This window comes from Poseidonocella sedimentorum, assembly GCF_900116005.1.
Classification (GTDB): domain Bacteria; phylum Pseudomonadota; class Alphaproteobacteria; order Rhodobacterales; family Rhodobacteraceae; genus Poseidonocella; species Poseidonocella sedimentorum.
Genome location: NZ_FOYI01000004.1, coordinates 184,062 through 210,703, shown reverse-complemented (window position 1 = coordinate 210,703; position 26,642 = coordinate 184,062). Strand labels below are relative to the sequence as shown.

Sequence of the window (26,642 nt, the reverse complement as noted above, 5' to 3'; positions counted from 1 at the left end):
GAGTGGCATGAGCGAGTCGGCGCGGCTTCTGCGCGAGGTGTTCGGCTTCGACGGGTTCCGCCCCGGACAGGGGGAGATCGTCGACGCGGTGGCCGCGGGCGAGAACGTTCTGGCGATCATGCCCACAGGCGGCGGCAAGTCGCTGTGTTTTCAGCTTCCGGCGCTGATGCGCGCGGGGGTGACGGTGGTCATCTCGCCGCTGATTGCGCTGATGCGCGATCAGGTCCGCGCGCTGCGCGAGGCCGGGGTCGAGGCCGGCGCGCTCACCTCCGGCAACACAGAGGCCGAGACCGAGGAGGTCTGGTCCGCGCTCGAAGATGGTCGGCTGAAGCTGCTCTACATGGCGCCCGAGCGGCTCGCCTCGGGCGGGACGGAGCGGATGCTGCGCCGGGTGGGCGTCTCGCTCATCGCGGTGGACGAGGCCCATTGCGTGAGCCAGTGGGGCCATGATTTCCGCCCCGATTACCTGCGCATCGGCGCGCTGCGCACCGCGCTCGACGTGCCCCTCGCCGCCTTCACCGCAACCGCCGACGAAGACACCCGCGAAGAAATCGTCCGCAAGCTCTTCGACGGGCAGCCGCCCCAGAGCTTCCTGCGCGGGTTCGACCGGCCCAATATTCACCTCGCCTTCACCGCCAAAAACAACCCCCGCCGCCAGATCCTCGGGTTCGCCGAGGCGCGGCGCGGCCAGTCCGGCATCGTCTATTGCGGCACGCGCGCCAAGACCGAGACGCTGGCCCGCGCGCTGCGCGAGGAGGGGCATCTGGCCTGTCATTACCACGGCGGGATGGAGGCCGAGGACCGGCGCATCGTCGAGGCCCGGTTCCAGCGCGAGGACGGGCTCATCGTCGTGGCCACGGTCGCGTTCGGGATGGGGATCGACAAGCCCGATATCCGCTGGGTTGCTCATGCGGACCTGCCCAAGAGCATCGAGGCCTATTATCAGGAGATCGGCCGGGCCGGGCGCGATGGCGCGCCGGCCGAGACGCTGACGCTCTTCGGGGCCGATGACATACGCCTGCGCCGGGCCCAGATCGACGAAGGGCTCGCCCCGCCGGAGCGCCGCGCGGCGGATCACGGGCGGCTCAACGCGCTTCTGGGGCTCTGCGAGGCGCTGTCCTGCCGGCGGCAAACGCTGCTTGGGTATTTCGGCGAGGAGGCGGGCCCCTGCGGGCGGTGCGACCTCTGCGACCAGCCGCCTGAGCTCTTTGACGGAACCACGGCGGTGCGCAAGGCGCTTTCGGCAATCCTGCGGACGGGCGAATATTTCGGCTCGGGGCATCTCATCGACATCCTGCTCGGGGCCGATACCGAGAAGATCCGCGCGCGGGGGCACGACAAGCTCCCGACCTATGGCGTCGGCGGCGAGTATGACAAACGCCAGTGGCAGGCGGTCTTTCGCCAGATGATGGGCCATGACCTCGTGCGGCCCGATCCGGAGCGCCACGGCGCGCTGCGCATGACCGACGCGGCCCGGCCGATCCTGCGCGGCGAGGCGGAGATCACGCTGCGGCGCGATACGATCCAGCAGGCCGAGCGCCGCCCTGCGGTCAAGATGATGGTCTCGGAGGAGGACGCGCCGCTGCTCTCGGCGCTCAAGGCCAAGCGGCGCGCGCTCGCCGAGGCGGCAAGCGTGCCGGCCTACGTCATTTTCCCCGACCGGACGCTCATCGAGATGGCCGAGACGCGGCCCGCCGATCTCGACGCGATGGCCCGCATCGGCGGGGTCGGTGCCAAGAAGCTCGAACGCTATGGCCGGGCGTTTCTCGATGTGATCAACGGCGCGTCGGAGGAGGTCCACCCGGCGCGGCGCAAGCTGGCGGGCCGGCCGGCGGGCGATGTCTATGACCGGTTGCTCGAAGTTCAGGTGGCGCTGGCGCGGGGCGAGACCGGGACGGAAAAGCCGCTGAGCTGCTCCACCAGCCAGATTTCCGCCCTCGCGCGGATGCGGCCGGGCGGGGTCGAGGAGATCGCGCGGGTCTTGGGCGAGCGCCGCGCCGAACGCTTTGGCGCGGCTTTTCTGGACGTGCTGCAGGCCGGGACCTAGATCGGTCAGGAAACGAAGGAGACGGTGTGATGCTGAGTGTGATTTCCCCTGCCAAACGGCTCGACTGGACGGCGCGTGCGGCCAAGACCCAGCCGGAGTTTGCCGAGGACGCGGTGCGGCTGGCGCGCAGCGCGCGTAACCTCACGCTTGGGGAGTTGCAGAAGCTCATGTCGATCTCGCCCGATCTGGCCAAGCTCAACCGCGACCGGTTCCGCGCCTTCGAGGCCGAGCCCGCGCCCGAGGCCACCCGGCCCGCCGCCTTCGCCTTTGCCGGTGACACCTATCAGGGGCTGGAGGCCGCGTCGCTCGATCCGGAGGAGCTGGATTGGGCGCAGGATCACCTGCGGGTTCTCTCCGGCCTCTATGGCCTCTTGCGCCCGCTCGATGCGATTCAGCCCTACCGGCTGGAGATGGGCAGCCGCCTCAAGACGCGTCGGGGCGCAAACCTGTATGAGTACTGGGGCGACCGGATCGCGCAGGCGCTCAACGCCCAGGCCGCCGCGGTTGAAACCGATGTGTTGGTCAACTGTGCCAGCCAGGAGTATTTCTCCGCCGTCGCGCTCAAGGCGCTCAAGCCGCGCGTCATCACGCCGGTCTTCCTTGAGGACAAGCCCGGCGGGCCGAAGATCGTGAGCTTTTTTGCCAAACGCGCGCGCGGCGCGATGGCGCGGTTCATCATCCAGAACAGGCTCCGCGATCCTGAGGCTCTGGAGGGGTTCGATGCGGGCGGCTACGGCTTTGCACCGGAGCTTTCGGAGCCAGGCCGTCCGGCCTTTTTGCGCTCCGAAGCGGCCGCCGCCGCCGCCTGACCCTCACCCCGCCCGGGCGAAGCCGGTCTTGGTGCCCGGGGGCAGCGGGCGGCGGATATCGCTCGGTGCGTAGCGGTGGATCGTCTCCAGCAGCGCGGCCTTCTGCAAGGGTTTGGTGAGAAACCGGGTCATGCCGCTGGCGAGAATCGCGGCCTCATCCTCGGGCGAGGCATGGGCCGTGACGGCGACGATGGGCACCGTCGCGCCGGGGCCGGGCATGGCGCGGATCTGCCGCGCGGCCTCCTGCCCGTCCATGACCGGCATCGAGACGTCCATGAAGATGAGATCCGGCGTCTCTGCCTCGAAGGCGGTGAGCGCGGCGGCGCCATTTTCCACGCAGCGCAGCTCGATATCGCAATCCTCCAGCATCTTCTTGATCACGAGCCGGTTGGTCTGGTTGTCCTCGGCCACGAGGACGCGCATCGCGCGCGCGTCCGGGCCAGAGGCGAAGGCGGCGTCCTGATCGGCCTCGCTGTCCTCGCCGAAGGCGGCGACCTCCTCTTGCCGCTTGAGGATATCGGCGACCTTGTGCAGCGCTTCGAACAGGGCGCGGCGCAGGATCGGCACATCGAGCGGAACCGTGTCGGGCGGCGGCTCCTGCGTCGCGCGCAGGCCCGGGGGCGGCTTGCCGATGAGGACCACCGGAGTTGCATCGCCCTGCGCGCGCAGCGCCTGGACAAAGAGCTCCCCGGCCTCGGCGCCCCGCCCGCGCGGCACCAGCAGCACATCCCACAGCCCCTCGGGAATCGCCGCAAGGCTCGGGGTCGCTTCGACGGCCGAAAACCCGATGGCGAATTCGGCAAAGAGCCGCTCCAGATCGCCGCCGAATTCCCCCCGCGGATCGAACAGCAACGCGCGGCCGAGCGTGTCGGGGATATGGGTCGGATCGGTGCGGTACGCCTCGTCGATCGGCAGTTCGAGCGAGATGCCGAAGATCGTGCCCTCGCCCTCGACGCTCTGCACCCAGATCTCGCCGCCCATCATCTTCACCAGCCGGCGAGAGATCGCGAGGCCGAGCCCGGTTCCTTCGAACTCGCGGCTCTGGGCGTCGTCGGCCTGGGTGAATTCGTCGAAGATCTGCGTGGTCTTGTCCTCAGGGATGCCGATCCCCGTGTCCTCGACCGTGAGCCGTAGCGAGCAGGTCCCGTCATCGGTGTTGGGAATGCCGGTCACCCGCACCGTCACCTGGCCCTCCAGCGTGAACTTGACCGCGTTGCCGATGAGGTTGGTCAGGATCTGGCGGAAGCGGCCCTGATCGCCGAAAAACCGGGTCGGCATGAAGATGTCGTAGTCGACCTCGAGCTCGATCTGTTTGTCGCGGCAGGTCGGCAGGAGCAGGAGCAGGATCTCCTGCAGGCAGCGTTCGAGATCGAAGACCTCGGGCTTGAGCACCATCTTCCCGGCCTCGATCTTCGAGAAGTCGAGAATGTCGTTGATGATCACCAGAAGCGCCTCGGCCGACGTCCGGATCGTGCTGGTGAAAAGCTCCTGATCCTCGGCGAGCTCGGTCTCGCCCAACAGTTCGGACATGCCCAGAATGCCGTTCATCGGCGTGCGGATCTCGTGGCTGATGTTGGCGAGGAAGGTCGATTTCGCGGAGTTGGCCTCCTCGGCGATCTTGCGGGCGGTTTTCAGTTCCTCCTCGCGGATGACCGATTTGGTCACGTCGATCGCGAGCGAGACGGTTTCGCCGTCGCCGCCGCGCTCGTCGATGAGCTGGAAATAGCGGTCGTCGAAGGTGCGGATCGAGATCGGGGCGCGGGCGCCGTCCTTCCAGCGGTCCACCATCATCGAGGTCCATTCGTCCTTGCTCAGCCCGCCGGGATTGACGATCCCCTCCTCGCAGAGGATCTCGACCACCCGCCCGTAGGGCACCTCGGGCGCGATCTCCTCCAGCCCCTCGAAAATTTCCAGATAGGCGGTGTTGGCGATGACGAGCCGGTCTTCCTGATCGTAGACGGCGAATCCACCCTCGATCGCCTCGATCGATTCCCACAGCCGACGCTCGGCGATTCGCACCCGTTTGTTGGCGACGGTCAGGTCTGATTTGACGCGAAAGTTCTCATCGAGCACCCGCGCCATTTCGGCCCGGCGATTGGCGATCTGCTCGTTGAACATGCCGGACATCTTCTGAATCTTGCGATTGGCGGCGTCGAGCTCGGCCTGCTTGAGCTCGAGCTTGCGCTGCGCGGCCAAGCGCTCGCGGCGCTCCTCGGCAAGTTTTGTGATGAGATCCATGGTCTTACGGTCGCGGGCTCTTAGGCTGCGACGCAGGTTGGGGGACGGAAATAAACATAGTCTTAACGACGTTCGCCCCCCCCGGCGCGCCGGCTTGTGGCCCGCGCGCCCTGCGGCCCCCGCCGGGTGACGTTGGAGGCGGGCGGGCGAGGTTTCATAATACTGTTACAAAAATCTTACAGAAGCGTCACGCGATGACCGTAGCACGTCGCCGAGGTCGCGAGACTGCGACCGTTCAGGACCTGTTGAAACCGGGAGACCCAAATGTCCTTTGTGAAACTGACCGCCTCCACTCTGGCGATCGCAGCCGTTTCCGCCACTGCTGCCGCCGCGCGCGACAACGTGCAGGTTGCCGGCTCCTCCACCGTGCTGCCCTATGCCTCGATTGTCGCCGAAGCCTTCGGCGAAAACACCGATTTCCCGACGCCGGTCGTCGAATCGGGCGGCTCGTCGGCTGGTCTCAAGCGCTTCTGCCAGGGCGTCGGCGAAGAGCACACCGACGTGGCCAACGCCTCCCGCGCGATCCGCGACAGCGAGATCGAAGCCTGCGCCGCCAACGGCGTGACCGACATCATCGAAGTGCGCATCGGCTATGACGGGATCGTCTTCGCCAGCCAGATCGATGGCCCCGACTACACCGCCTTCACCCAGTCGGACATCTTCAACGCGCTCGCGCCGAAGGTCGTCGTCGACGGTGAGCTGGTCGACAACCCCTACACCAAGTGGTCCGATTTCAACGCCGATCTGCCCGACGCTGAAATCCTCGCCTTCATCCCCGGCACCAAGCACGGCACGCGCGAAGTCTTCGAAGAGAAGGTGATTGCGGTTGGCTGTGAAGAAACCGGCGCCATGGACGCGATGATCGAGAGCGGCATGTCCGAAGACGACGCCGAAGACGCCTGCCTCGAAGTTCGCACCGACGGCCGCTCGGTCGACATCGACGGCGACTACACCGAGACGCTGGCCTCCATCGACGCCAACTCCAACGGCATCGGCGTGTTCGGTCTGGCCTTCTACGAGAACAACACCGACAAGCTGAAAGTGGCCACCATGTCCGGCGTGTCCCCCTCCACCGAGACCATCGCCTCCGGCGAGTACCCGGTGTCCCGCCCGCTGTTCTTCTACGTGAAGAAAGCACATATCGGCGTGATCCCCGGCCTCAAGGAATACGCCCAGTTCTTCATCTCCGATGAACTGGCCGGCCCCTCCGGCCCGCTGGCCCAGTACGGCCTCGTGTCCGACCCCGAGCTCGCGGCGACGCAAGCTGGCGTTGCGAACGAAGAGACCATGAACTAAGCGACCCCACAGGTCGTATCGGGGGGTGGCGACCGCGCCATCCCCTTTCCGCCTTCGAGCCCTTAGAACTTGAACTGCGAGGTGTCTGGATGCCGCTGCTTTGGCTCATTTTGATTGTCCTGGCCATTGCCGCCGCGGGCTATGTTCTTGGGCGCAGCCGTGCGCTCGCAAGCGCCGGGGGCGATATTCGCCAGCTGCACTCCCTGCCGAGCTATTACGGCAGCAATGCCGCGCTCAAGGCGGTGGTGCCGGCCCTTCTGCTGCTGGTCTTGTGGCTCATCGCCCAACCGCTCTACATCAACTCCGTCATCTCCGGCACGCTGCCCGATGAGCTGATCTCCGAGGGCAGCTCGCGCGGGCTGCTGATGGCCGAGGTCAGCCGCACGGCGCAGGGGCTTGATCTCGCGGTTTCCCAAGGGGTGATCGACGAGGGCGTCGCCAGCGATCCGGCCGCCGATTTCAACGCCATGACCGACCGGCTCAAGCAGGCCGGCGCCATCGTCACCAGCCAGATCACCCAGCCGGTCCTGAACGCCGCGCAGCGCTATCGCAGCATGAGCCACACCGGCACCGCGATCATGAGCATCGCGGTCATCATCATCGCCGTGCTCGGCGCGTTTTACGGGATACGCCAGTCGAGCGCGCAGTTCCGGGCCCGCAACGTGGTGGAGCAGGGGGTGCGGGTACTGCTCGTCGCCGCGGCCTCCATCGCGGTCCTGACGACCGTCGGCATCGTGCTCTCGCTGGTCTTCAACACAATCGAATTCTTCCGCCTCTACCCGGCCTCGGAATTCTTCTTCGGCCTGAGCTGGGCGCCGAGCTTCTCGGGCCGGGGCGGCTCCTCCGAGCTTGGGGTTCTCCCGCTTCTGTGGGGCACGATCTACATCTCCATCGTCGCGCTCATCGTGGCGGTGCCGGTCGGGCTCTTCGCCGCGATCTACCTGTCGGAATACGCCGGCAGCAAGGTGCGCGCCGTCGCCAAGCCGCTGCTTGAGGTGCTCGCGGGGATCCCGACCATCGTCTACGGCCTCTTCGCGCTGCTGACCGTCGGGCCGCTGCTGGTGAGCATCTTCGGCGACGGCGGCGTTCTGGGCGTAAGCTGGCAGGGGGGCGGCCGCGCGGTCATCACCGCCGGGCTCGTGATGGGCATCATGCTCATCCCCTTCGTCAGCTCGCTGTCGGACGACATCATCAACGCGGTGCCCCAGGCGATGCGCGATGGCTCCTACGGGCTCGGCGCGACCAAGTCCGAAACGATCAAGCAGGTGGTCCTGCCCGCGGCCCTGCCCGGGATCGTGGGCGCGATCCTGCTCGCTGCCTCGCGGGCCATCGGCGAGACGATGATCGTCGTGCTCGGCGCGGGCGCTGCCGCCCGGCTCAGCCTCAACCCCTTCGAGGCGATGACCACCGTCACCGCCAAGATCGTCTCGCAGCTGACCGGCGACAGCGATTTCGCCTCGCCCGAAGCCCTCGTCGCCTTCGCCCTCGGGATGACGCTCTTCGTCCTGACCCTCGGGCTCAATGTTTTCGCGCTCTACATCGTGCGCAAGTATCGGGAGCAGTATGACTGATGTCGGATATGAGCATGGATAGCGCGGCCCCCCGCCGCTCGTCGAAATCGCTGCACGAGGTCGACGCCCGCACCCGCCGCCGCAACGCCGCGGAGACCCGGTTCAAGGCCTGTGGCATCGGCGCCATCGCCATCGGGCTGTTCTTCCTCGTGGTGCTGGTGGTGGCGATCTTCCGCTCCGGCCTTCCGGCCTTCACCCAGACGGTGCTGGATGTGGAGTTCGCCCTCACCCAGGAGCAATACGAGGACGCCGAATCCCAGCTTTTCAAGACGAAAGCCTACTCGCAGGCCTTCAACGGCGCGCTCAAGACCCAGCTTGATGAGAGCGGCGTGACGCTGCCCTTCGATGAGGCCAGCATCGAGCGCATCGCCGGCAAGGTGGGCGGCACGATCCGCGAATATTTCCGAGCCAACGAAGACCAGCTTGGCCAGCCGACGAGCTTCCAGCTCGCCGCGTCGAGCCGGGTCGATGGCTACATGACCGGCCGCGTGACACGCGACGGGTTTCAGGACAGCCGCTTCCTGACCCTCGCCGATCTGGACCTCGTGGACGCGCTCGAGGACGCGGGCATCATCCGCACCCAGTTCAACTGGAACTTCATCACCGGCGCGGACTCCGGCGTGGACAACCCCGGCGGCGCGGGCATCGGCGCCTCTGTCGTCGGGTCGTTCTTCATGATGCTTGTGGTGCTCTTCCTGTCGCTGCCGATCGGCGTCGCGGCCTCGATTTACCTTGAGGAATTCGCGCCGAGGAACCGCTTCACCGACCTGATCGAGGTCAACATCTCAAACCTCGCCGCCGTGCCATCGATCGTCTTCGGGATCCTTGGCCTTGCCGTCTTCATCCAGTTCATGCACCTGCCGCAATCGGCGCCGGTGGTGGGCGGGCTCGTGCTGACGCTGATGACCCTGCCGACGATCATCATCTCGACCCGCGCCTCGCTCAACGCGGTGCCGCCGTCGATCCGCGACGCGGCGCTCGGGCTGGGGGCCTCGCGGATGCAGTCGGTGTTCCACCACGTGCTGCCGCTGGCCATGCCCGGCATCCTGACGGGGACGATCATCGGCCTCGCCCAGGCGCTTGGCGAGACCGCGCCGCTGCTGCTGATCGGGATGGTGGGCTTTGTCGCCCGCGGCTATCCCGACTCCTTCATCGACGGGTTCGTAGAGCCGAACTCCGCCATGCCCGCCCAGATCTACACCTGGGCGGCCCGCGCCGACGCCGCCTTTTACGACAAGGCCTGGGGCGGTATCATCATCCTGCTGATGTTCCTGCTGACGATGAACATCATCGCGATCATTCTGCGCCGCCGCTTCGAGCGCCGCTGGTAGGGGGAACGTGTCATGAATGACATGAGACTTTTGGAGAGAGACGTGGACGCAAAAGACATCAAGATCGCGGCCCGCAAGGTGCAGGTCTATTATGCCGACACCCATGCGATCAAGGACGTGGATGTCGACATCGAAGACAAGACCGTGACCGCCTTCATCGGCCCCTCGGGCTGTGGCAAGTCGACGTTCCTGCGCTGCCTCAACCGGATGAACGACACCATCGACATCTGCCGTGTCGAGGGCGATATCCGGATCGACGGCGAGGACATCTACGATGCCAAGGTCGACCCGGTGCAGCTGCGCGCCAAGGTGGGGATGGTGTTCCAGAAACCCAACCCCTTCCCCAAGTCGATCTATGACAACATCGCCTATGGCCCCCGCATCCACGGGCTCGCGCGGTCGAAGGCCGATCTGGACGACATCGTCGAGAAATCCCTGCGCCGCGGCGCGATCTGGGACGAGGTCAAGGACCGGCTTCACGCGCCCGGCACCGGCCTCTCCGGCGGGCAGCAGCAGCGTCTCTGCATCGCGCGCGCCGTGGCCACCGAGCCCGAGGTGCTGCTGATGGACGAGCCCTGCTCGGCGCTCGATCCGATCGCCACGAGCCAGGTCGAGGAATTGATCGACGAGCTGCGCCAGGAGTTTTCGGTCGTCATCGTCACCCACTCGATGCAACAGGCCGCCCGGGTCAGCCAGAAGACCGCCTTCTTCCACCTCGGCAACCTCGTGGAATATGGCGAGACGGGCCAGATCTTCACCACCCCGCAAGACCCGCGCACCGAGAGCTACATCACCGGCCGGATCGGCTGAGTCGGAACGGAACAGGACAGTCAGAACATGTCGGACCAACACATCCACTCCGCCTATGATCGCGATCTCGAAGCGATCCAGGCGATGATCATGAAAATGGGCGGTCAGGTCGAGGCGGCGATCCGCGATTCGGTGACCGCGCTTGAATCGCGCGACGAGGAGCTTGCCCGCAAGGTCCGCGCCGGGGACCGGTCGATCGACGAGCTGGAGTATCTCATCAACGAGGAAGTCGCGCGGATCATCGCGCTGCGGGCGCCCACGGCGGTCGATCTGCGGCTGGTGCTGTCGATCCTCAAGATCTGCGGCAATCTCGAACGCTGCGGCGATTTCGCCAAGAACATTGCCAAGCGCTCGACCATCATCATGGCCTCTCCCCGGGTTGAAGGCGCTTCGGCGACGATCCGCCGGATGGCGCGCCAGACCGAGCTGATGCTGAAAGACGCGCTCGATGCCTACATCCAGCGCGACACCGATCTCGCCACGGCCGTGATCGAGCGCGACCTGGACGTCGACCAGCTCTACAACACCATGTTCCGCGAGCTTCTGACCCACATGATGGAAGATCCGCGCCACATCACGCCCTGCATGCACCTGCATTTCATCGCCAAGAACATCGAACGGATCGGCGACCGGGTCACCAACATCGCCGAGCAGACGATCTACATGGTGACGGGCGAGATGCCCGAGGAGATGCGCGAAAAGGCGGACACCACCGCCACGGAACAGGTCTGATCAGGAGGCTTTGCGGCTCATGGCACGGACGACGGAACCGACCGTCCTTGTTGTTGAGGATGAAACCTCTCAACGGGAGGTCCTTCGCTATAACCTCGAGGCCGACGGGTTTCAGGTGATCATGGCCGAAAACGGCGAAGAAGCGCTGTTGCAGGTCGATGAATACATGCCCGATATCATCCTGCTCGACTGGATGATCCCGTTGGTGTCGGGCATCGAAGTCTGCCGCCGGATCAAGCTCCGGAGCGACACCCGCGCGATCCCGATCATCATGCTCTCGGCCCGCTCCGAGGAGATCGACCGGGTGCGCGGCCTCGAGACCGGCGCCGATGACTACATGGTCAAGCCCTACTCGGTGATCGAACTGATGGCCCGCGTGCGCACCCAGCTGCGGCGCTCGCGCCCGGCGTCGGTGGGCGAACAGCTCGAATACGAGGATCTGCTGCTCGACGCGGAGAGCCACAAGGTGTTTCGTCAGGGGGAGGAGATCCGCCTCGGGCCCACCGAATTCCGCATCCTGTCGACCTTCATGGAGCGCCCCGAGCGGGTCTGGAGCCGCGAGCAGCTGCTCAACCGCGTCTGGGGCCGCGATCTCTATGTCGATACCCGGACGGTCGATGTGCATATCGGGCGGCTGCGCAAGGCGCTGATGCAGAACGGCGGCGGCGATCCGGTGCGCACGGTGCGCGGTGTGGGCTACAGCCTCGGCTGAGCGCGCGGGCGTCAGCCGTGGCGGCGCCCCCGCCAGAGGATGAACAGCCCCGACAGGACGATCAGCCCCGCGCCGAGCACCATTGACCAGCGGAGCTCTTCGCCGAAGATCAACACGCCGAAGGCGATCCCGAAAAGCAGTCGTGAATAGCGAAACGGGGTCACGGCCGAGACCTCGCCGGTGCGCATCGCCTTCATCAGGCAGGCATAGGCCGCAGCCCCCGCCAGCACCGCCCCGCAGAGCGAGAGCGCGGGCGCCGCCTCCGGCCAGACGAACGGCGCGCCGTGCCAGAGCGAGACCAGCGCGCCGGCGAGGATGATCGGCAGGAACCCGTAAAACCCCAAACGCGCCGTGCCGAGCGCGGCCGGCGCCGCGCGGCTCGCCAGATCGCGCCCGGCAAAGCCGAGCATGCCGACAAGCGCGAGGATCGACAGGGCGGAAAACCCCTCCGTCCCGGGCTGGAGGATGATGACCACGCCCAAAAGCCCGATGAAAATTGCCGTCCACCGGCGCCAGCCCACGCGCTCGCCAAAGACCAGCGCGGCGCCCGCGACGACGACGAGCGGCGTCGCCTGCAGGATGACGGTCGCGGCGGACAGCGGGGTCAGGACGATGGCGAGGGTGTAGAAGAGGCGCCCGACAAGCTCGAAGCCGACGCGGATTTTCATCGGGCGCGAGAGCACGGCCGGGATGAAGAGCGGCTCGGCCCGCACCCGCGCGGCGCAGGCGAAGACAAGCGCGCCGCCAAGCCCGAACAGCGCCATGATCTGGCCGATCGGCAGGCTCTCGGCGGCGGCCTTGAGGAACACGTCCTCCACCGCGAAGCCCGCCATCGACGCAACCATCCACAGGCTGCCGAGAAAGTTGGCCCCGAGGGGCGGCGTGGTCTGCGCTGTCATGGGCGATCCCGGGGCTCACGGGCGGGCCGATATGCGGCCCCCTGCCTGCCCCGATGCCTGACCGCGCCGCGCCGGTCAATGCCAAAGCCGGGGGGGCTAGATCCGCTCCAGCGCGAGCGCGATGCCCTGACCGCCGCCGATGCACATGGTGACCAGCGCGCGCTTGCCGCCCGTCCGCTCCAGCTCGTAGAGCGCCTTCACCGCGATGATCGCGCCGCTGGCGCCGACCGGGTGGCCAAGCGCGATGGCGCCGCCGTTCGGGTTCACCTTCGCCGGATCGAACCCCAGTTCGCGGCCGACGGCGATGGCCTGGGCCGCGAAGGCCTCGTTTGATTCGATGACGTCGAAGTCATCGACCGTCAGCCCGGTGCGCTCCAGCAGGGCGCGGACGGCCGGCACCGGGCCGATGCCCATCACCGCGGGCCGCACCCCAGCATGGGCATAGCCCAGGATCCGCGCGCGCGGGCGCAGCCCGGCGTCCGTTGCGGCGGAGGCGCGAGCGAGGACCAGCGCGGCGGCGCCATCGTTGATCCCGCTGGCATTTCCGGCGGTCACGCTGCCGTCCTTGCGGAAGGCGGGGCGGAGCCCGGCCAGCGCCTCGAGGCTGGTGTCCTTGGGGTGTTCGTCGGTGTCGAAGAGCACCGTCTCGCGCCGGGCCTTTACCTCGACCGAGACGATCTGCTCGGCAAAGCGGCCCTCGGCGATGGCCCGCGCGGCGCGGCGCTGGCTTTCCAGCGCGAAGGCGTCCTGATCGGCGCGGCTCACCCCGTGTTCATCCGCGACATTCTCCGCCGTCACGCCCATGTGTCCGGTCCCGAAGGGGCAGTTGAGCGCGCCGAGCATCATGTCGAGGCTGCGCACGTCGCCCATCTTGGCGCCCCAGCGTTGGTCTGGCAGGATGAACGGGCTGCGCGACATGTTTTCCGCCCCGCCCGCCAGCGCGAAATCGGCGTCGCCCAGCATCAGCGACTGGGCCGCCGAGACGATCGCCTGAAGCCCCGAGCCGCAGAGCCGGTTGACGTTCATCGCCGGTGCCCCCTCGGGCACGCCCGCGCCCATGGCGGCCACCCGCGACAGGTACATGTCGCGCGGTTCGGTGTTGATGATGTGGCCAAAGACCACATGGCCGATGCGCGCGGGATCGAGTGCGGCCCGCTCCAGCGCGGCGCGACTTGCCGTCTCGGCCAGGGCGATGGGCGGCGTGCCCGCCAGCGCGCCGCCGAATGTGCCGATCGCGGTCCGCGCGGCGCTGAGAATGACGATATCGTCGGACATGAGGCTCCCTCCCCCCGGGTGTCGGTTTTGCCGGCAGAGTAGGCGCGCGCGCCGTGCCTGTCATCGGCGACGTGCCGTCAGAGCGGGCCCCCTACCGCAGGAGGGCGCATGTCTCCGGCCCTGGCTGCCCGGTCACGGGGAGGCGCGCTCGGGACTGCAGATCGCGCAGCGCAGCCTCGGTCTTGCTGCCGATTACGCCGTCCACCGTGCCGATGTCGTAGCCGCGCGCGGCGAGGCGGCGCTGCAGCGCGATCCGGTCGGCCTTGGTCATCCCGTTTGCATCGGGCGGGAAGCTGCCGCGCAGCGGCGCCCCCCCGACGAGCTGATCCGACAGAAGCCCTACCGCGAGCGCGTAGTAGTCGGAGTTGTTATAGGTCTTGAGCACGTCGAAGTTGCGGGTCACGGTGAAGCGCGGCCCCCCCGGCTGCGGCGTGAGGCTCCGGCCCGAGGCGCTTCCGTAGCCGTCCTCCGCGCCCCAGCTCAGCCCGCTCTGCCAGCCGTTTCGCGCAAGGTAGGCAGCGGTGGAGGCCAGCGCATCGCCCGGATCCGCCCCCCAGATGTCGCGCCGCCCGTCGCCGTCGAAATCCACCGCGAAGGCTTCGTAGGATGTCGGGATGAACTGGGTATGGCCCATGGCCCCGGCCCAGCTCCCGCGCAGGTTGGCGCGCGAGGTCTCGCCCCGGGCGAGGAGGCGCAGCGCGGCCATGAGCTGGTTTTCGTAAAACCGCGCCCGCCGCCCGGAGTAGGCAAGGGTGGCCGTGGCCGAGATCACCGGGATCTGTCCGCGTTTCTCGCCATAGAGGCTCTCGATGCCCCAGATCGCCGCGGTGATGCGCGCGGGCACGCCGTAGCGTGCCTCGATGGCGCGCAGGGTCGGGCCCTGCGCCGCGAGCGCCGCGCGGCCCTTGGCGAGCCGTTCGTCCGAGACGGTGATCGAGAGGTAATCCTCGAAGCTGCGGCGGGTCTGGATCTGGTTGCCGTCGCGGGTGACGACGCCGGGCAGGTAGCCCGCCTCGGCGAGCGCGGGATCGAGCACGCGCGCGGGGATGCCGCCGGCCAGCGCGCGGGCGCGGAAGGCCGCGCGCCACCGGTCAAACCCCGCGTTGGCCTGCGGGAGCAGATCTGGCGGGAGCGCGGCGCGGCTGACTGCACTGGCGGGCGCGCGCGGCGCGGCGGGGGCGCAGGCCGAGAGCCCGAGGGCCCCCATGGCGGCGAGGAAAAAGCGGCGGTCAATCGTCATCAAAGGCACCATTCTGGTTGCGGCATGGAACGCGTCACCCGATGAGCCTAGGGCGTGCGGCCGGCGCAGCAATCGGTTTTCGCGCGCGACGGGGAGGCCCGGCGGAGACCCGCCGGACCTGCGGCGCGCGCTAGTCCGTCTCGCCGGCGAGCAAGCTCGCGTTGCCGCCTGCCGCGGTCGTATCGACACACAGATGCCGCTCGAGGACCGCGTGGCCCGGATCCGGCGCGCCGGTGATGAGCGGGAGGATCGGCCCCTCGCGTTTGCTGAGCGCCTCGGCGATCTGGCGTGCAGTCCTGGCATCGCCCCACCAGAGCACCCCGCCGAAGGGCGGCAGATCGCACAGCGCGCCCGGCGCGAACCCCTCGTCCACCGGGATGGCCCGCCCGCCGAGGGCCTCGATCGCGCGGTGCTGCGCGGCGCGGGCGGCGTTGCCAGGGCCGAGGCAGAGGAGCGGTGGGCGCGGCAGTGTCGTGAGCTGGTTGAGCTCGCCCGTCGGGCCGGGAAGCTGGGTCACGTTGTGCGGCGCGTTGCGGGCGTCCGGCGCGCGCAACCGCGCGGCCACCTCCTCCGGAGTGGCGCCCGCGGCCCCGCCCGAGGGCGCGGCGTCCGGCGTAAATTCCGGCGCGGGCGCCGCGCGGAACCGCGCGAGGTAGTGCGGCCCCCCGGCCTTCGGCCCCGTGCCCGAGAGCCCCTCGCCGCCGAAGGGTTGGCTGCCGACGATCGCGCCGATCTGGTTGCGGTTGGCATAGACATTGCCCGCCTCGACCGCGTCGGCCACCCGTTGGACACGCTCGTCGATCCGGCTGTGCAGCCCGAAGGTCAGCCCGTAGCCGGTCGCGTTGACCTCCGCGATCACCCGGTCGATCTCGCCCGCGCGGAACCGCGAGACGTGTAGCACCGGGCCGAAAACCTCGCGCTCCAGCGCGCCGATTCCGGCCACGCGCAGCAGGGCGGGGGCGGTGAAGACGCCCCGAGACGGGGGTGTCAGGCGATGCAGCAGCCGCCCCTCGGCCTCGGCCTTGGCGACATGGGCGTCGATCTCGTCGCGGGCGGCCGCGGTGATCACCGGGCCGACATCGGTGGCGATGTCGCGCGGATCGCCGAGGCTGAGCTCGTCCATCGCGCCCATGAGCATCGCCTCGAACCCCGGCGCAATATCCTCCTGCACGTAGAGACAGCGCAGGGCCGAGCAGCGCTGGCCCGCGGACTGGAAGGCGGAGGCGACGATATCCCGGATCGCCTGTTCGGGCAGGGCGGTGCTGTCGACGATCATCGCGTTGAGCCCGCCGGTCTCGGCGATGAGCGGCGCGCCGGGGGGCAGGCCCCCGGCCATTGCGGCCTGAATGCGCCGGGCGGTGGCGGTGGAGCCGGTGAAGGCCACGCCGCCCACGCGCGGATCGGAGGTGAGCGCCTTGCCCACCGTGGCGCCGTCTCCGGGCAGAAGCTGGAGCGCGGTGTCGGGCACGCCCGCGCGCCGCAGCCGCTCCACCGCCCATGCGGCGATGGCGGGCGTCGTCTCGGCGGGTTTGGCCAAGACGCCGTTGCCCGCGGCAAGCGCGGCGGCGATCTGGCCGGTGAAGATCGCCAGCGGGAAATTCCAGGGGGAGATGCAGGTAAAGACCCCGCGCGGCCCGGCGGGATGGGCGGCCTCAACGCGCGCGGCCCCGGCGGCGTAGTAGCGCAGGAAATCCACCGCCTCGCGCAGCTCAGCCACGGCATCGGGCAGGGTCTTGCCCGCTTCAAGGGCCAGAAGCGCAAATGCCTCGCCGAAGCCCTCTTCGTAGAGATCCGCCGCGCGGGTGAGCACCTCGGCGCGCGCCTCTGCCGCGGCGTCCCATGGCTGGGCGGCGGCGAGGGCGGCCTCCACGTCCTCAGGCGCGGCGAGGGTGACCGTCCCGATCTCCTCCCCCGTGGCCGGGTTGAGGATCGGCTCGCGCGCGCCCCCCGCGACGGCGCTGGCGATGATCGGCCCGACTTCCAGTCGTTCGGGGCGCGGGCGCGCCTCCGCGATCCGGTCGAGCTCGGTGCTGTCAGCAAGATCGAACCCGCGCGCGTTCGCCCGCTCGGGCGCGAAAAGCGCGGGCCCCCGGCGCAGCAGCGGCTCCCCATCGGCGGGCGGCGCGGCCAGCGCGGCGAAGGGGCAGGCGACGACCTCTTCGGGCCGCACGGTCTCATCCACGATCCGGTTGACAAAAGACGAATTCGCGCCGTTCTCCAGCAGCCGCCGCACGAGGTAGGCCAGCAGGTCGCGATGCGCCCCGACCGGCGCGTAGATCCGGCAGCGCGTCCCCGCCTCGCGGTGGACGATATCGTGCAGCGCCTCGCCCATGCCGTGCAGGCGCTGAAACTCGAAGCTCTCGCGGCTCAGGCCCGTCGCCATGTGCAGCACGGCGGCGACGGTATGGGCATTGTGAGTGGCGAATTGCGGATAGATCCGGTCGGTCATGCCAAGCAGCGTGCGGGCATGGGCGATGTAGCTCACATCGCTCGCCGGTTTGCGGGTGAAGACCGGGAAATCCTCCAGCCCCTCGACCTGCGCGTGCTTGATCTCGGTGTCCCAATAGGCACCCTTCACGAGCCGGACCATGATCCGCCGGTCATGGCGCTGTGCAAGCTCGTGCAACCCGGCGAGCACGTCGCCCGCGCGGCGGCCATAGGCCTGCACCACCACGCCAAACCCGTCCCAGCCTTCGAGCTCGGGATCGGCGATTGCAGCCTCGATCAGCGCCATCGAGAGGCCGAGCCGGTCCATCTCCTCGGCGTCGATGTTGAGCCCGATCCCGGCGCGGGCGGCGCGGCGCAAGAGGTCTGTGAGGACAGGCGTGAGTTCGGACAGCACGCGCTCGGACTTGGCAGGCTCGTATCGGGGATGAAGCGCGGAGAGCTTGACCGAAATGCCCGGGTTCGCCGCGATGGAGGACGAGGTTGCGCCCGTGCCGATGGCGTCGATGGCCTTGATGTAGGCCTCGCGGTAGCGCGCCGCGTCCGCCGCGGTCATCGCCGCTTCGCCGAGCATGTCGTAGGAATAGGTGTAACCGCGCGCCTCCATCTTGCGGGCGCGCTCCATCGCCGCGCCGATGGTCTGGCCGAGCACGAACTGTCGCCCCATTTCGCGCATCGCGGCCCCGACCGCGGCGCGGATCACCGGCTCGCCCAGCCGCCGCACCATCCCGCGCAGACGCCCGGCCACGCTCGGCGCGCCGTCCTCCAGCACCTTGCCCGTGAGCAGCAGCCCCCAGGTGGAGGCGTTGACCAGCGGCGAGGCGCTGTGGCCCAGATGGCGCGACCAGTCGGAAGGCGCGATCTTGTCCTCGATGAGCGCGTCGATCGTGCGCGCATCGGGCACGCGCAGCAGCGCCTCTGCCAGACACATGAGCGCCACGCCCTCATCCGTCGAGAGCCCGTATTCGGCGAGAAAGACGTCCATCATCCCCGGCCGCGCGTTTTCGCGCATGCGCCGGACGAGCGCCGCGGCCTCGGAGGCGATGCTGGCGCGCGCGGTCTCATCGAGCGCGGCCTGCGCCTTGAGCGCGGCCAGAAGCGCCGCCTCATCCTGTCGTTTGTTGCGATCCCAACGCCGATCCACCGCGATCATGGCCCTTGCCCCCGATATGGTCTATGCGGCCAGTCTAGCACTGAGGCGCAGGGCAGTTTACCTATAGTTCTCGGAATGGTAGTGAAAAGAACCAAATATTTCCGAAAATGAAGGCCGAAATGTCTCAAGAACCGCTCGAGCTCGACAAGATCGACCGCGCCATCCTTCGGGCGCTGGTGCAGGACGGGCGCATGTCCATCACCGAGCTCGCCGCCGAGGTCGGGCTGTCCAAGACGCCGGTGGGCGCGCGGGTGCGGCGGCTGGAGGCCGAGGGCGTCATCACCGGGTATCGCGCCGAGCTGTCGGCGCGGCGGCTCGGGCTCGACCATATCGCCTTCATGGAGGTGCGCCTGACCGACACGCGGGAGCACGCGTTGCAGGCCTTCAACGCCGCTGTGCGCAAGGTTGCCGAGATCGAGGAATGCCACATGATCGCCGGCGGGTTCGACTACCTCGTGAAGATCCGCACGCGCGACATCGCCGCGTATCGGCGGGTGCTCAGCGAGCAGATCTCGCGCCTCCCGCATCTGGCCTCCACCTCGACCTATGTGTCGATGGAAAGCGTCCGGGATGCGGGGCTGCGCGAGATCTGAGCTCAGTCGAGCACGGCCACATCCACCGCTTGCGAATTGACCTGACCGCCGGCGCTGCGCAGTTGGCCGCGCACCGGGGCGAGGTCGGAGTAGTCGCGCCCGTAGCCGACGACGATGTGATCGCTGCCGATGAGCGTGGCGTTGGTGGGATCATACTCGATCCATCCCTGCGCAATGCCGCACCAGGCGCGGACCCAGGCATGCATCGCGTCCACCCCTTCGAGCTTCTCCTGCCCTACCGGCGGGAGGGTGCGCAGGTAGCCGCTCACGTACCCCGCTGGAATCCCCAGCGATTGCAGGGCGATGATCATGATGTGGCTGAAATCCTGACACACGCCGCCGCGCATGCGAAAGGCCTCGGCGGGGTCGGTGTCGACCTCGGTGGCGGTGGCGTCAAAGGCCATCTCATCGTGCAGCGCCTGACCGATGCGCAGGACATTTTCCGCAGCCGTCCGCTCCGGATCGAACCAGGCGCGGGCAAATTCCGCGATCGCCGCATCGGGGGTGAGCCGCTGGGTCCCGCCGAGGAAATGCAGCGGTGAATCGGGGCCGAGGTCGATCTGCTTGCGCCAGTCGGCGCGCAGGGCGTGGACCTGCGGCGAGAGGTCGGACCAGGGCGCGGGGTCGGAGACCTCGACATGGCAGGAGAGGTCGATCGACATCTCGTCATGGGGCTCGGAATGGACGCAGGTCACCACGGTGTTTTCAAAGAAATCGAAGGTCTCGCGGCGGCTGTGAAGCTCCGGCGTCACGGTGAGCAGATGCATCGCCAGCCGTTGCCGGCCGGGCAGGTTGCGCGGCAGCACGCGGATCAGGTGCCGCCCCTGCGCGGCGGGCTGATCGTAGCGGTGGGTGATGTTGAGCCGGATGTTGTAGAGCATGTCGGCTAGCCCAGATGCGAGGCGTTGAGGGCATCGCAGACGCCCCAGATTTCGTAGCGGATAGTGGCGAGCTCTTCGCTGGTGAGGTTTTCGGGGGCGCTGACGGCGAGGCGCGTTTCGATGGTCAGGATCCGCGCGGCGACGTCGCTCAGGATATGGCCGTGCCCCTTCTGCGGCAGCTTGGCGATGTGATCCTTGGCGCGGGTGATGTGATAGCGGATCGCACGCGGGTTGGCGGTGTCGAGCCCGAGAAGATCGGCGACCGAGGCGCCGGTGGCCGAGATGAGGAACCGCGTGCGGTGGGCGCCGATACTGTCGCCGATCTCAAGCGCGGCATCGAGCGCGCCCTCCGGGGCGTCATCATCGAGACAGGCGGCGAGCAACCCGGCCAGATTGGCCGCGCGCTCCAGAGACAGGCCAAGCGAGAGGAAGCGCCAGCCATGGGAGCGGTACATGTTTTCATGGACCAGCCCGGCAAAACCGGTGATCTGGCGCAACAGCGTGCTGACCTTGCCGGGGATGTCGTCGAGCGCGACGAGGCGCCGGTCCAGATCACGCGCGTCATGCACAAGGGTGCGCAGTGCCATCATCCCGTCGGGCGAAAACCGGTCCGTGACCCGCGCGGCGGTCTGGAGGCTGAGCTCCAGCGGCTGGGTGAAATGATCAGCGATCGCCTTGGCCTCGGGCGGGGTGTCGGGCAGAAGCCGCGTTCGCAGGTAGGCGTGCAGCGGATCGTCGTGCCCGGCGCCATCGGCGATGCGGGCGAAATAGGCGCGGAAGAGGCGCATGTGATGCTCGGCGCGCTCGACGTAGCGCCCGAGCCAGAAGAGGTTGTCCGCGGCGCGGGAGGGCAGCATCTGGTCGCTGGAGCCGCGTTCGCGCAGGGTGTCTTCGGTCGCGATCAGTGTCTGCGGCGCGACCTCCGCCTCGCTCAGAACCCAGACATCGGCCACCTTGCCGCCCTGCTGCATGGCGAGCGCCTTGGCGTCGTCGCTGGCGCTGACCCGGGCATAGCCCCCGGGCATGACTGCCCAGCCGTCATCCGTCCGCCCCAGCGAAATCCGGATGCACACCGGGCGCGGGCGGAAGGCGCCATCCTCGAAGACCGGTGTGCTCGACAGCGTGACGGCCTCCTGGCCCACGAAATTATGGCCCTCGGTCTCCAGCATCTCCACCAGCCGCGCGGTCGCGGGGTCGCCCGTCTCGCGCTCCAATGCGACGGTCGCCGGATCGGCCATGAGCGGCCGGGTCGAGAAGGCATCGCCCACCATCATCGCGCCGGCATTCTGCAACACGTGGGCGCGCTGCGCTTCCTGCCCGCACCACCAGGTCGCGATATTGGGCAGGGCGAGCCCGCGGCCCAGCCGCTTTCGCGCGATGCTCGGCAGGAAGGCCATGAGGGCCCGGGTCTCCAGCACGCCCGCGCCAATCATGTTGACCGTGTGGACCGCGCCATCGCGCACCGCCTGCAGCAGGCCCGGCGTGCCGAGCATCGACTCGGGCGCAAGCTCCAGCGGATCGGTCATCAGGCTCGGCACCCGGTTCCAGATCAGCGAGACCGGCCGCGGGCCATCCACCGTGCGGACCATCGCCTGACCGTCCTGAATCGCAAGATCCTCGCCCTCCACCAGCAGCATCCCGAGATAGCGCGCGAGGAAGGCGTGTTCGGCATAGTTCTGGTTCATCGGGCCGGGCGAGAGCAGTACCATCTCGCCCTCCACGCGGCTCTTGAGCGCGAGAAGGGTCTGCTGGAACTGGCGGAAGTAGCCGGCCAGCCGGAGCACCTTGGCGCGGCTGAAGAAGTTGGGGAAGACCCGGCTCGTGGCGATGCGGTTCTCGATCGCGAAACCGGCGGTCGAGGGGGCTTCGATCAGATCGCTGATCACCCACCAGCGCCCGTCCGGCCCGCGCGAGACCTCGAAGGACACCGAGTTGAGCCCCGCCTCGCCCGGCTCCAGCGCGCCGATCATCGGCCGCAGCCAGGCCGGGTTCTTGGTGAGCAGGGTGGGCGGGAGCTGGCCGGAATTCACCAGCGTGTTCTCGCCGTAGAAATCGCGCAGCACGAAATCGAGCAGCTCGGCGCGTTCGATCAGCCCTTGGGAAATCTCGGCCCATTCCGCCTCGGACAGCAGCACCGGGATATGGCTCAGCGGCCATTCGCGCTCGCGCGATTCCGCGTCATACTGGCGGTAGAAGACGCCCGCGTCGTGCAGGTACTGGTTGCCGCGGCCCATGCGCGTGGCGATCTGGTCGGGGGTGAGCCCGGCCAGATGGGCCATGAAATCGGCCCAGACCGGGCGCAGCGTGCCGTCAGGCAGGAGCATCTCGTCGCTATGGGCCGAGCCGCGCGCCACCTTGGCCGCGTAGTCGCGGACCAGCGCGTCGAGCGGCGTGGGCTGGTCCCGTCCCTGCATCTGATCGGCCGTGCCCATGATCAGAGCCCGGGCCGGCGGCGCAGATCGAGCGTCATCGGGAATTCGGGGTGCGGCGTCTCGGAGGGCGGTGCGTAGTCGCGCCCGGTGTGGCCCATCTTCTCGAACCGGCTGAGGCGGCGGGCCTCGGCCTCGTTGCCGTTGACGGGGAAGGTGTCGAAATTGCGCCCGCCGGGGTGGGCGACATGGTAGCGGCAGCCGCCGATCGCGCGACCGGTCCAGCTGTCGTAGATGTCGAAGACCAGCGGCGCGTCCACCTCCAGCACCGGGTGCATCGAGAGCGGCGGCTTCCACGCCTTGTAGCGCACGGCGCCCACGCGCTCGCCGGTGCTCGCGGTGGGGGTCAGCGGGACGATGCGGCCGTTGGCGGTGACCTTGTAGCGGTCGGGCGCTGCGCCCGAGAGGCGGACCTGAAGCCGTTCGGTCGAGCTGTCGGTGTAACGCACGGTGCCGCCGATCGCGCCTGTCTCGCCCATGACGTGCCACGGCTCCAGCGCCTGACGCAGCTCCAGCGTCGCGCCCTCGTAGGTCACCTCGCCGCAGAAGGGGAAGCGGAACTCGGCCTGCGCCTCGAACCACGCCGGATCGAGCACGAGATCATGGGCGCGCAAATCGCCGAGCACCTCGAGGAGATCCTCCCACAGGAAGGCGGGCAGCATGAACCGGTCATGCAGCGTCGTGCCCCAGCGGGTGAGCGATCCGCTCAGCGGCGCTTCCCAGCAGCGCAGGATGATAGCCCGGAGGAGCAATTGCTGGGCGAGGCTCATGCGCGGGTTGGGCGGCATCTCGAAGCCGCGGAATTCCACGAGCCCCAGCCGCCCCGTGGGCCCGTCGGGCGAGAAGAGCTTGTCGATGCAGATCTCGGTCCGGTGGGTGTTGCCGGTCACGTCGATGAGCGCGTTGCGCAGCAGCCGGTCGGTGAGCCACGGCGGCGGGGGCGTGCCCTCTTCGGGCGGCCAGATCTGGTCGAGCGCGATTTCCAGCTCGTAGAGCGAATCGTGGCGCGCCTCGTCGATGCGCGGGGCCTGCGAGGTCGGGCCGACAAAGGTGCCGGAGAAGAGATAGCTCAGGCTCGGGTGGCGCTGCCAGAAGAGGATCAGGCTCTTGAGCAGGTCCGGGCGGCGCAGGAACGGGCTGTCGTTCGGCGTCGCGCCGCCGACCACCACGTGATTGCCGCCGCCGGTGCCGGTGTGGCGGCCATCGAGCATGAACTTGTCGGCCCCGAGCCGGCTCTGACGCGCTTCCTCATAGACCGTTTCGGTGGTGGCGACGCAATCGTCCCAATTCGCGGCGGGGTGGATGTTGACCTCCAGCACGCCGGGATCGGGGGCGATGCGCATCACCTCGATACGCGGATCATGCGGCGGGGCATAGCCCTCGATCAGCACCTTGTGGCCCGTGGCCGCCGCGGCGCCTTCGACCTTGGCGATCAGTTCGAGGTAATCCTCAAGCCGCTCCACCGGGGGCAGGAAGACACAGAGCCGCCCGTCGCGCGGCTCCACCGAGATCGCGGTCCGGACCCGGCCGTCAAGCTCGGTCAGGCTCTGCTCGACGATGGTTTGCCCGGCGGGGGCCTCCGTCCGGCTGGCGACGGGTTGGCGCTCCTGAGCGGCGTCGCGATCCTTGGCCTGCCGCGCCTTGGCCAGATCCTCGGCGGCGGGCAGAGCCCCGCGCGGCTCGGTCGGATCCTGCGGCACGATGAAGGGATAGCTCGCCTCGTCCACATGCGGCAGCGCGCCGAGCGGCAGGCGGTAGCCCACGGGGCTGTCGCCCGCCACGAGGTAGACCTTGCCGCGCCGCAGCTTCCAGACCTCCGAAAGCCAGGCGCTTTCGGCCTTCGCCTGGGCGCGCTGGACCGGGAGGATATAGCCCGCCGGTGTGGTCAGACCGCGCTCGAAGACCCGCGCGATGCGCGCGCGTTCCTCGGGGTCGGTCAGCTTCGAATTCTCCGGCGTGACGTTCTCGGGCAGGTTGGATTCCTTGACGATCCACTCGGCGGGGTCCTCAAAGGCCGGCAGTACGTTGTCTTGCGGCACCGAGAGCCCCGCGGCGATCCCCTTCAGCAGCGCCTCCGCCGCTTCGGGCCCGACATCCTCATCCGTGTCTTCGCGCGCCAGAAGCTCCGGGTTGCGCCAGATCGGCTCGCCGTCCTTGCGCCAGTAGAGCGAGAAGGTCCAGCGCGGGAGGGTCTCGCCGGGATACCACTTGCCCTGCCCGTAGTGCAGCAGCCCGCCGCTGGCGAACTTGTCCGCGAGGCGGCGGATGAGCGTGTCGGCGAGGTGGCGCTTGGTGGGGCCGACCGCGTCGGAATTCCACTCGTCGCTCTCGAAGTCGTCGATCGAGACGAAGGTCGGCTCGCCGCCCATCGTCAGGCGCACGTCGCCCGCTTCCAGCCGCGCGTCGACCTGTTTGCCCAGCGTATTGAGCGCGGCCCAGGCTTCGTCGGAAAAAGGCTTGGTGATGCGCGGATGCTCGGCCGTCCGGGTGACTTGCATGTCGAAGGAGAAATCGACGTCCGCCGCGCTGGCCACGCCCGAGATCGGCGCGGCGTGGCGGTAATGCGGGGTCGCGGCGAGCGGGATGTGGCTCTCACCGGCCAGAAGGCCGGACGTCGGGTCGAGCCCGACCCAGCCCGCGCCGGGCAGGTAGACCTCGACCCAGGCGTGAAGATCGGTGAAATCCTTGTCGGTCCCCGCAGGCCCGTCGAGCGCGATCAGGTCCGGCTTGAGCTGGATCAGGTAGCCCGAGACGAACCGCGCCGCGAGGCCGAGGTTGCGCAGCACCTGCACCAGCAGCCAAGAGCTGTCCCGGCAGGAGCCCGCCGCGCGGGTGAGGGTTTCTTCCGGGGTCTGGACGCCCGGCTCCATGCGGATTTCGTAGTTGATCTCGTTGGCGATATGGCTGTTGAGCGAGACGAGGAAATCGATCGTCCCGGTGCTCTCGCGCGGGATCCGGTCGAGGAAACGTTGCAGCGCGGGCGAGGGCGGTTCGTGGCGCAGGTAGATGCTGAGATCCGTGCCGATGTCCTCGTCATAGGCGAACGGGAAATCCTTGGCGCTGTCTTCGACGAAGAAGTCGAACGGGTTGTAGACCGACATGTCGGCCACCAGATCGACCTCGATCTTGAACTCGCGCACCGGCTCGGGAAAGACGAACCGCGCCAGCCAGTTGCCGTAGATGTCCTGCTGGTGGTTGACGAAGTGCCCCGCGGGCGAGACCTTCAGGCTGTGCGAGATGACCCGTGTGCGCGAATGCGGCGCGGGGCGCAGGCGGATCACCTGCGGGCCCAGCGTCACCGGCCGGTCATATTTGTAATGCGTCAGGTGATAAATGCTTGCGGTGATCGCCACGCGTCGCTTCCCCGTTCCAGATCTCGTTGAGCAGAAGGCAGGACCAGCGCGCCGCTCGGATCGCTCCTACGGCGTTGCCTCCCCCTGATGATGCGCCCGGCCTTGTGACGCGGCGCGCCACCCCCTGTCTACTGAACGCGGCTCGGCCCCTGCAAGGTTCCTCGCCCCGCACAACATATTTTGCGCGGGCCCTGTGGCCCTGCGGCCCGGGGCGGGGCAGGGGGCGGCGCGAAAATGGGCAAGGGCGGGCGCGCGGTCCGTGCTATGCTCGGCCGGAAATGACGGGACGAGGGAGGCATGAGATGTGGAAACAGTATGGTGCGGGGGCGCTGCTGGCGGCTGGGATCGCGGGAGGCGCCTGTGCCGAAGCGCTGCCTGTCGCGGTCTTCGAGATCGAATTCGTGAACTTCAGTCAGGAGGTCGAGTACGGCCGGACCAACGAGGTGGAGGAGGCCCGCGCGGCGATGCTCACGGAGGCCTTTCGAGTGCTGCTGAGTGATAGCGGGCGCTACGCGCTGGTCGATACCGCTCCGGCCGCCGATGCGCTCGCGCTGCACGGAAATCCGTTCAGTTGCAACAACTGCGAGGCGGGAATCGCTGAAAAGCTTGGGGCAGAGCGCTCCTTCACCGGGGTGGTGCAGAAGCTCTCGGTGCTGGTCCAGACCATCGTGATCCGCGAGCGCGACACCGGCACCGGCGAGATCCTCGCCCAGTACCAGACCGACATTCGCGGCAATACCGACGAGGCCTGGCGCCGGGGGCTCACGTGGCTGATGGAGAACCGGATGCTGCCGGGCACCGCCGCGCTGGATGGCGGGTAGCGCCCGG

At 68.3% G+C, this 26,642-nt stretch carries 18 protein-coding genes; 10 read left to right on the top strand and 8 right to left on the bottom strand.

The window, feature by feature from the left end; genetic code table 11:
- Positions 1 to 7 precede the first annotated feature (7 nt).
- Both recQ and yaaA read left to right on the top strand, forming a co-directional pair.
- Positions 8 to 2,047: a DNA helicase RecQ gene (gene recQ, locus BM353_RS08005; RefSeq protein WP_092079030.1), complete on the top strand. Its 2,040-nt coding sequence runs from the start codon at positions 8 to 10 to the stop codon at positions 2,045 to 2,047.
- 29 nt (positions 2,048 to 2,076) lie between these two features.
- Positions 2,077 to 2,856, top strand: a complete 780-nt coding sequence (gene yaaA / locus BM353_RS08000) for a peroxide stress protein YaaA (protein ID WP_092079027.1) — start codon at positions 2,077 to 2,079, stop codon at positions 2,854 to 2,856.
- 3 nt (positions 2,857 to 2,859) lie between these two features.
- Here yaaA and BM353_RS07995 read toward each other — a convergent pair whose 3' ends face one another.
- Entirely contained in the window at positions 2,860 to 5,094 is a 2,235-nt protein-coding gene (locus BM353_RS07995; RefSeq protein WP_092079024.1) for an ATP-binding protein, read from the bottom strand.
- 264 nt (positions 5,095 to 5,358) lie between these two features.
- On the opposite strand from BM353_RS07995, the gene BM353_RS07990 reads away from it, so the two are divergent.
- From BM353_RS07990 to phoB, 6 genes are all read left to right on the top strand, one after another.
- Complete coding sequence (locus BM353_RS07990) at positions 5,359 to 6,390, top strand: substrate-binding domain-containing protein (RefSeq protein ID WP_092079021.1); 1,032 nt, start codon at positions 5,359 to 5,361, stop codon at positions 6,388 to 6,390.
- An 89-nt stretch (positions 6,391 to 6,479) separates the two neighbouring features.
- The gene (gene pstC, locus BM353_RS07985; RefSeq protein WP_092079018.1) at positions 6,480 to 7,961 is read left to right on the top strand and encodes a phosphate ABC transporter permease subunit PstC; all 1,482 of its coding nucleotides are present in this window, start codon (positions 6,480 to 6,482) and stop codon (positions 7,959 to 7,961) included.
- Positions 7,961 to 9,292 (top strand): phosphate ABC transporter permease PstA, encoded by a 1,332-nt coding sequence (pstA, locus tag BM353_RS07980; protein WP_092079015.1) that lies wholly within the window; start codon positions 7,961 to 7,963, stop codon positions 9,290 to 9,292. The genes pstC and pstA overlap by 1 nt, the downstream gene beginning before the upstream one ends.
- 12 nt (positions 9,293 to 9,304) lie before the next feature.
- Positions 9,305 to 10,102: a phosphate ABC transporter ATP-binding protein PstB gene (gene pstB, locus BM353_RS07975; RefSeq protein ID WP_092079012.1), complete on the top strand. Its 798-nt coding sequence runs from the start codon at positions 9,305 to 9,307 to the stop codon at positions 10,100 to 10,102.
- A 27-nt stretch (positions 10,103 to 10,129) separates the two neighbouring features.
- A complete protein-coding gene (gene phoU / locus BM353_RS07970) occupies positions 10,130 to 10,834 on the top strand; it encodes a phosphate signaling complex protein PhoU (protein WP_092079009.1) in 705 nt (234 codons plus the stop codon).
- A 19-nt stretch (positions 10,835 to 10,853) separates the two neighbouring features.
- Positions 10,854 to 11,546, top strand: a complete 693-nt coding sequence (gene phoB, locus BM353_RS07965) for a phosphate regulon transcriptional regulator PhoB (RefSeq protein WP_092079006.1) — start codon at positions 10,854 to 10,856, stop codon at positions 11,544 to 11,546.
- Between the two features lie 11 nt (positions 11,547 to 11,557).
- Here phoB and BM353_RS07960 read toward each other — a convergent pair whose 3' ends face one another.
- The 4 genes from BM353_RS07960 to putA all read right to left on the bottom strand — a co-directional run bounded on the left by BM353_RS07960 (position 11,558) and on the right by putA (position 18,558).
- Entirely contained in the window at positions 11,558 to 12,445 is an 888-nt protein-coding gene (locus BM353_RS07960; protein WP_245759602.1) for a DMT family transporter, read from the bottom strand.
- A gap of 96 nt (positions 12,446 to 12,541) precedes the next feature.
- Positions 12,542 to 13,720, bottom strand: coding sequence for an acetyl-CoA C-acyltransferase family protein (locus tag BM353_RS07955; RefSeq protein ID WP_092079003.1), 1,179 nt, complete (start codon positions 13,718 to 13,720; stop codon positions 12,542 to 12,544).
- Between the two features lie 91 nt (positions 13,721 to 13,811).
- Positions 13,812 to 14,960, bottom strand: coding sequence for a lytic murein transglycosylase (locus BM353_RS07950; protein ID WP_092079238.1), 1,149 nt, complete (start codon positions 14,958 to 14,960; stop codon positions 13,812 to 13,814).
- 130 nt (positions 14,961 to 15,090) lie between these two features.
- On the bottom strand, positions 15,091 to 18,558 hold the full coding sequence (gene putA, locus BM353_RS07945; protein ID WP_092079000.1) for a bifunctional proline dehydrogenase/L-glutamate gamma-semialdehyde dehydrogenase PutA: 3,468 nt from the start codon (positions 18,556 to 18,558) through the stop codon (positions 15,091 to 15,093).
- A 119-nt stretch (positions 18,559 to 18,677) separates the two neighbouring features.
- Here putA and BM353_RS07940 point away from each other — a divergent pair, with 119 nt between their 5' ends.
- A complete protein-coding gene (locus BM353_RS07940) occupies positions 18,678 to 19,151 on the top strand; it encodes an Lrp/AsnC family transcriptional regulator (protein ID WP_092079235.1) in 474 nt (157 codons plus the stop codon).
- Positions 19,152 to 19,153: 2 nt separating this feature from the next.
- Here the strand turns inward: BM353_RS07940 and BM353_RS07935 are convergent, their stop codons facing one another.
- The 3 genes from BM353_RS07935 to BM353_RS07925 are packed head-to-tail and all read right to left on the bottom strand — an operon-like array spanning position 19,154 to position 25,814.
- Positions 19,154 to 20,032 (bottom strand): transglutaminase family protein, encoded by an 879-nt coding sequence (locus tag BM353_RS07935; protein ID WP_092078997.1) that lies wholly within the window; start codon positions 20,030 to 20,032, stop codon positions 19,154 to 19,156.
- A gap of 5 nt (positions 20,033 to 20,037) precedes the next feature.
- Positions 20,038 to 22,464 carry a circularly permuted type 2 ATP-grasp protein gene (locus tag BM353_RS07930; protein WP_092078994.1) on the bottom strand — a complete coding sequence of 809 codons (2,427 nt, stop codon included), beginning with the start codon at positions 22,462 to 22,464 and terminating at the stop codon, positions 20,038 to 20,040.
- A gap of 2 nt (positions 22,465 to 22,466) precedes the next feature.
- A complete protein-coding gene (locus tag BM353_RS07925) occupies positions 22,467 to 25,814 on the bottom strand; it encodes a transglutaminase family protein (protein ID WP_092078991.1) in 3,348 nt (1,115 codons plus the stop codon).
- Positions 25,815 to 26,116: 302 nt separating this feature from the next.
- Here BM353_RS07925 and BM353_RS07920 point away from each other — a divergent pair, with 302 nt between their 5' ends.
- The gene (locus BM353_RS07920; RefSeq protein WP_177220494.1) at positions 26,117 to 26,635 is read left to right on the top strand and encodes a DUF3280 domain-containing protein; all 519 of its coding nucleotides are present in this window, start codon (positions 26,117 to 26,119) and stop codon (positions 26,633 to 26,635) included.
- Positions 26,636 to 26,642: the final 7 nt, after the last annotated feature.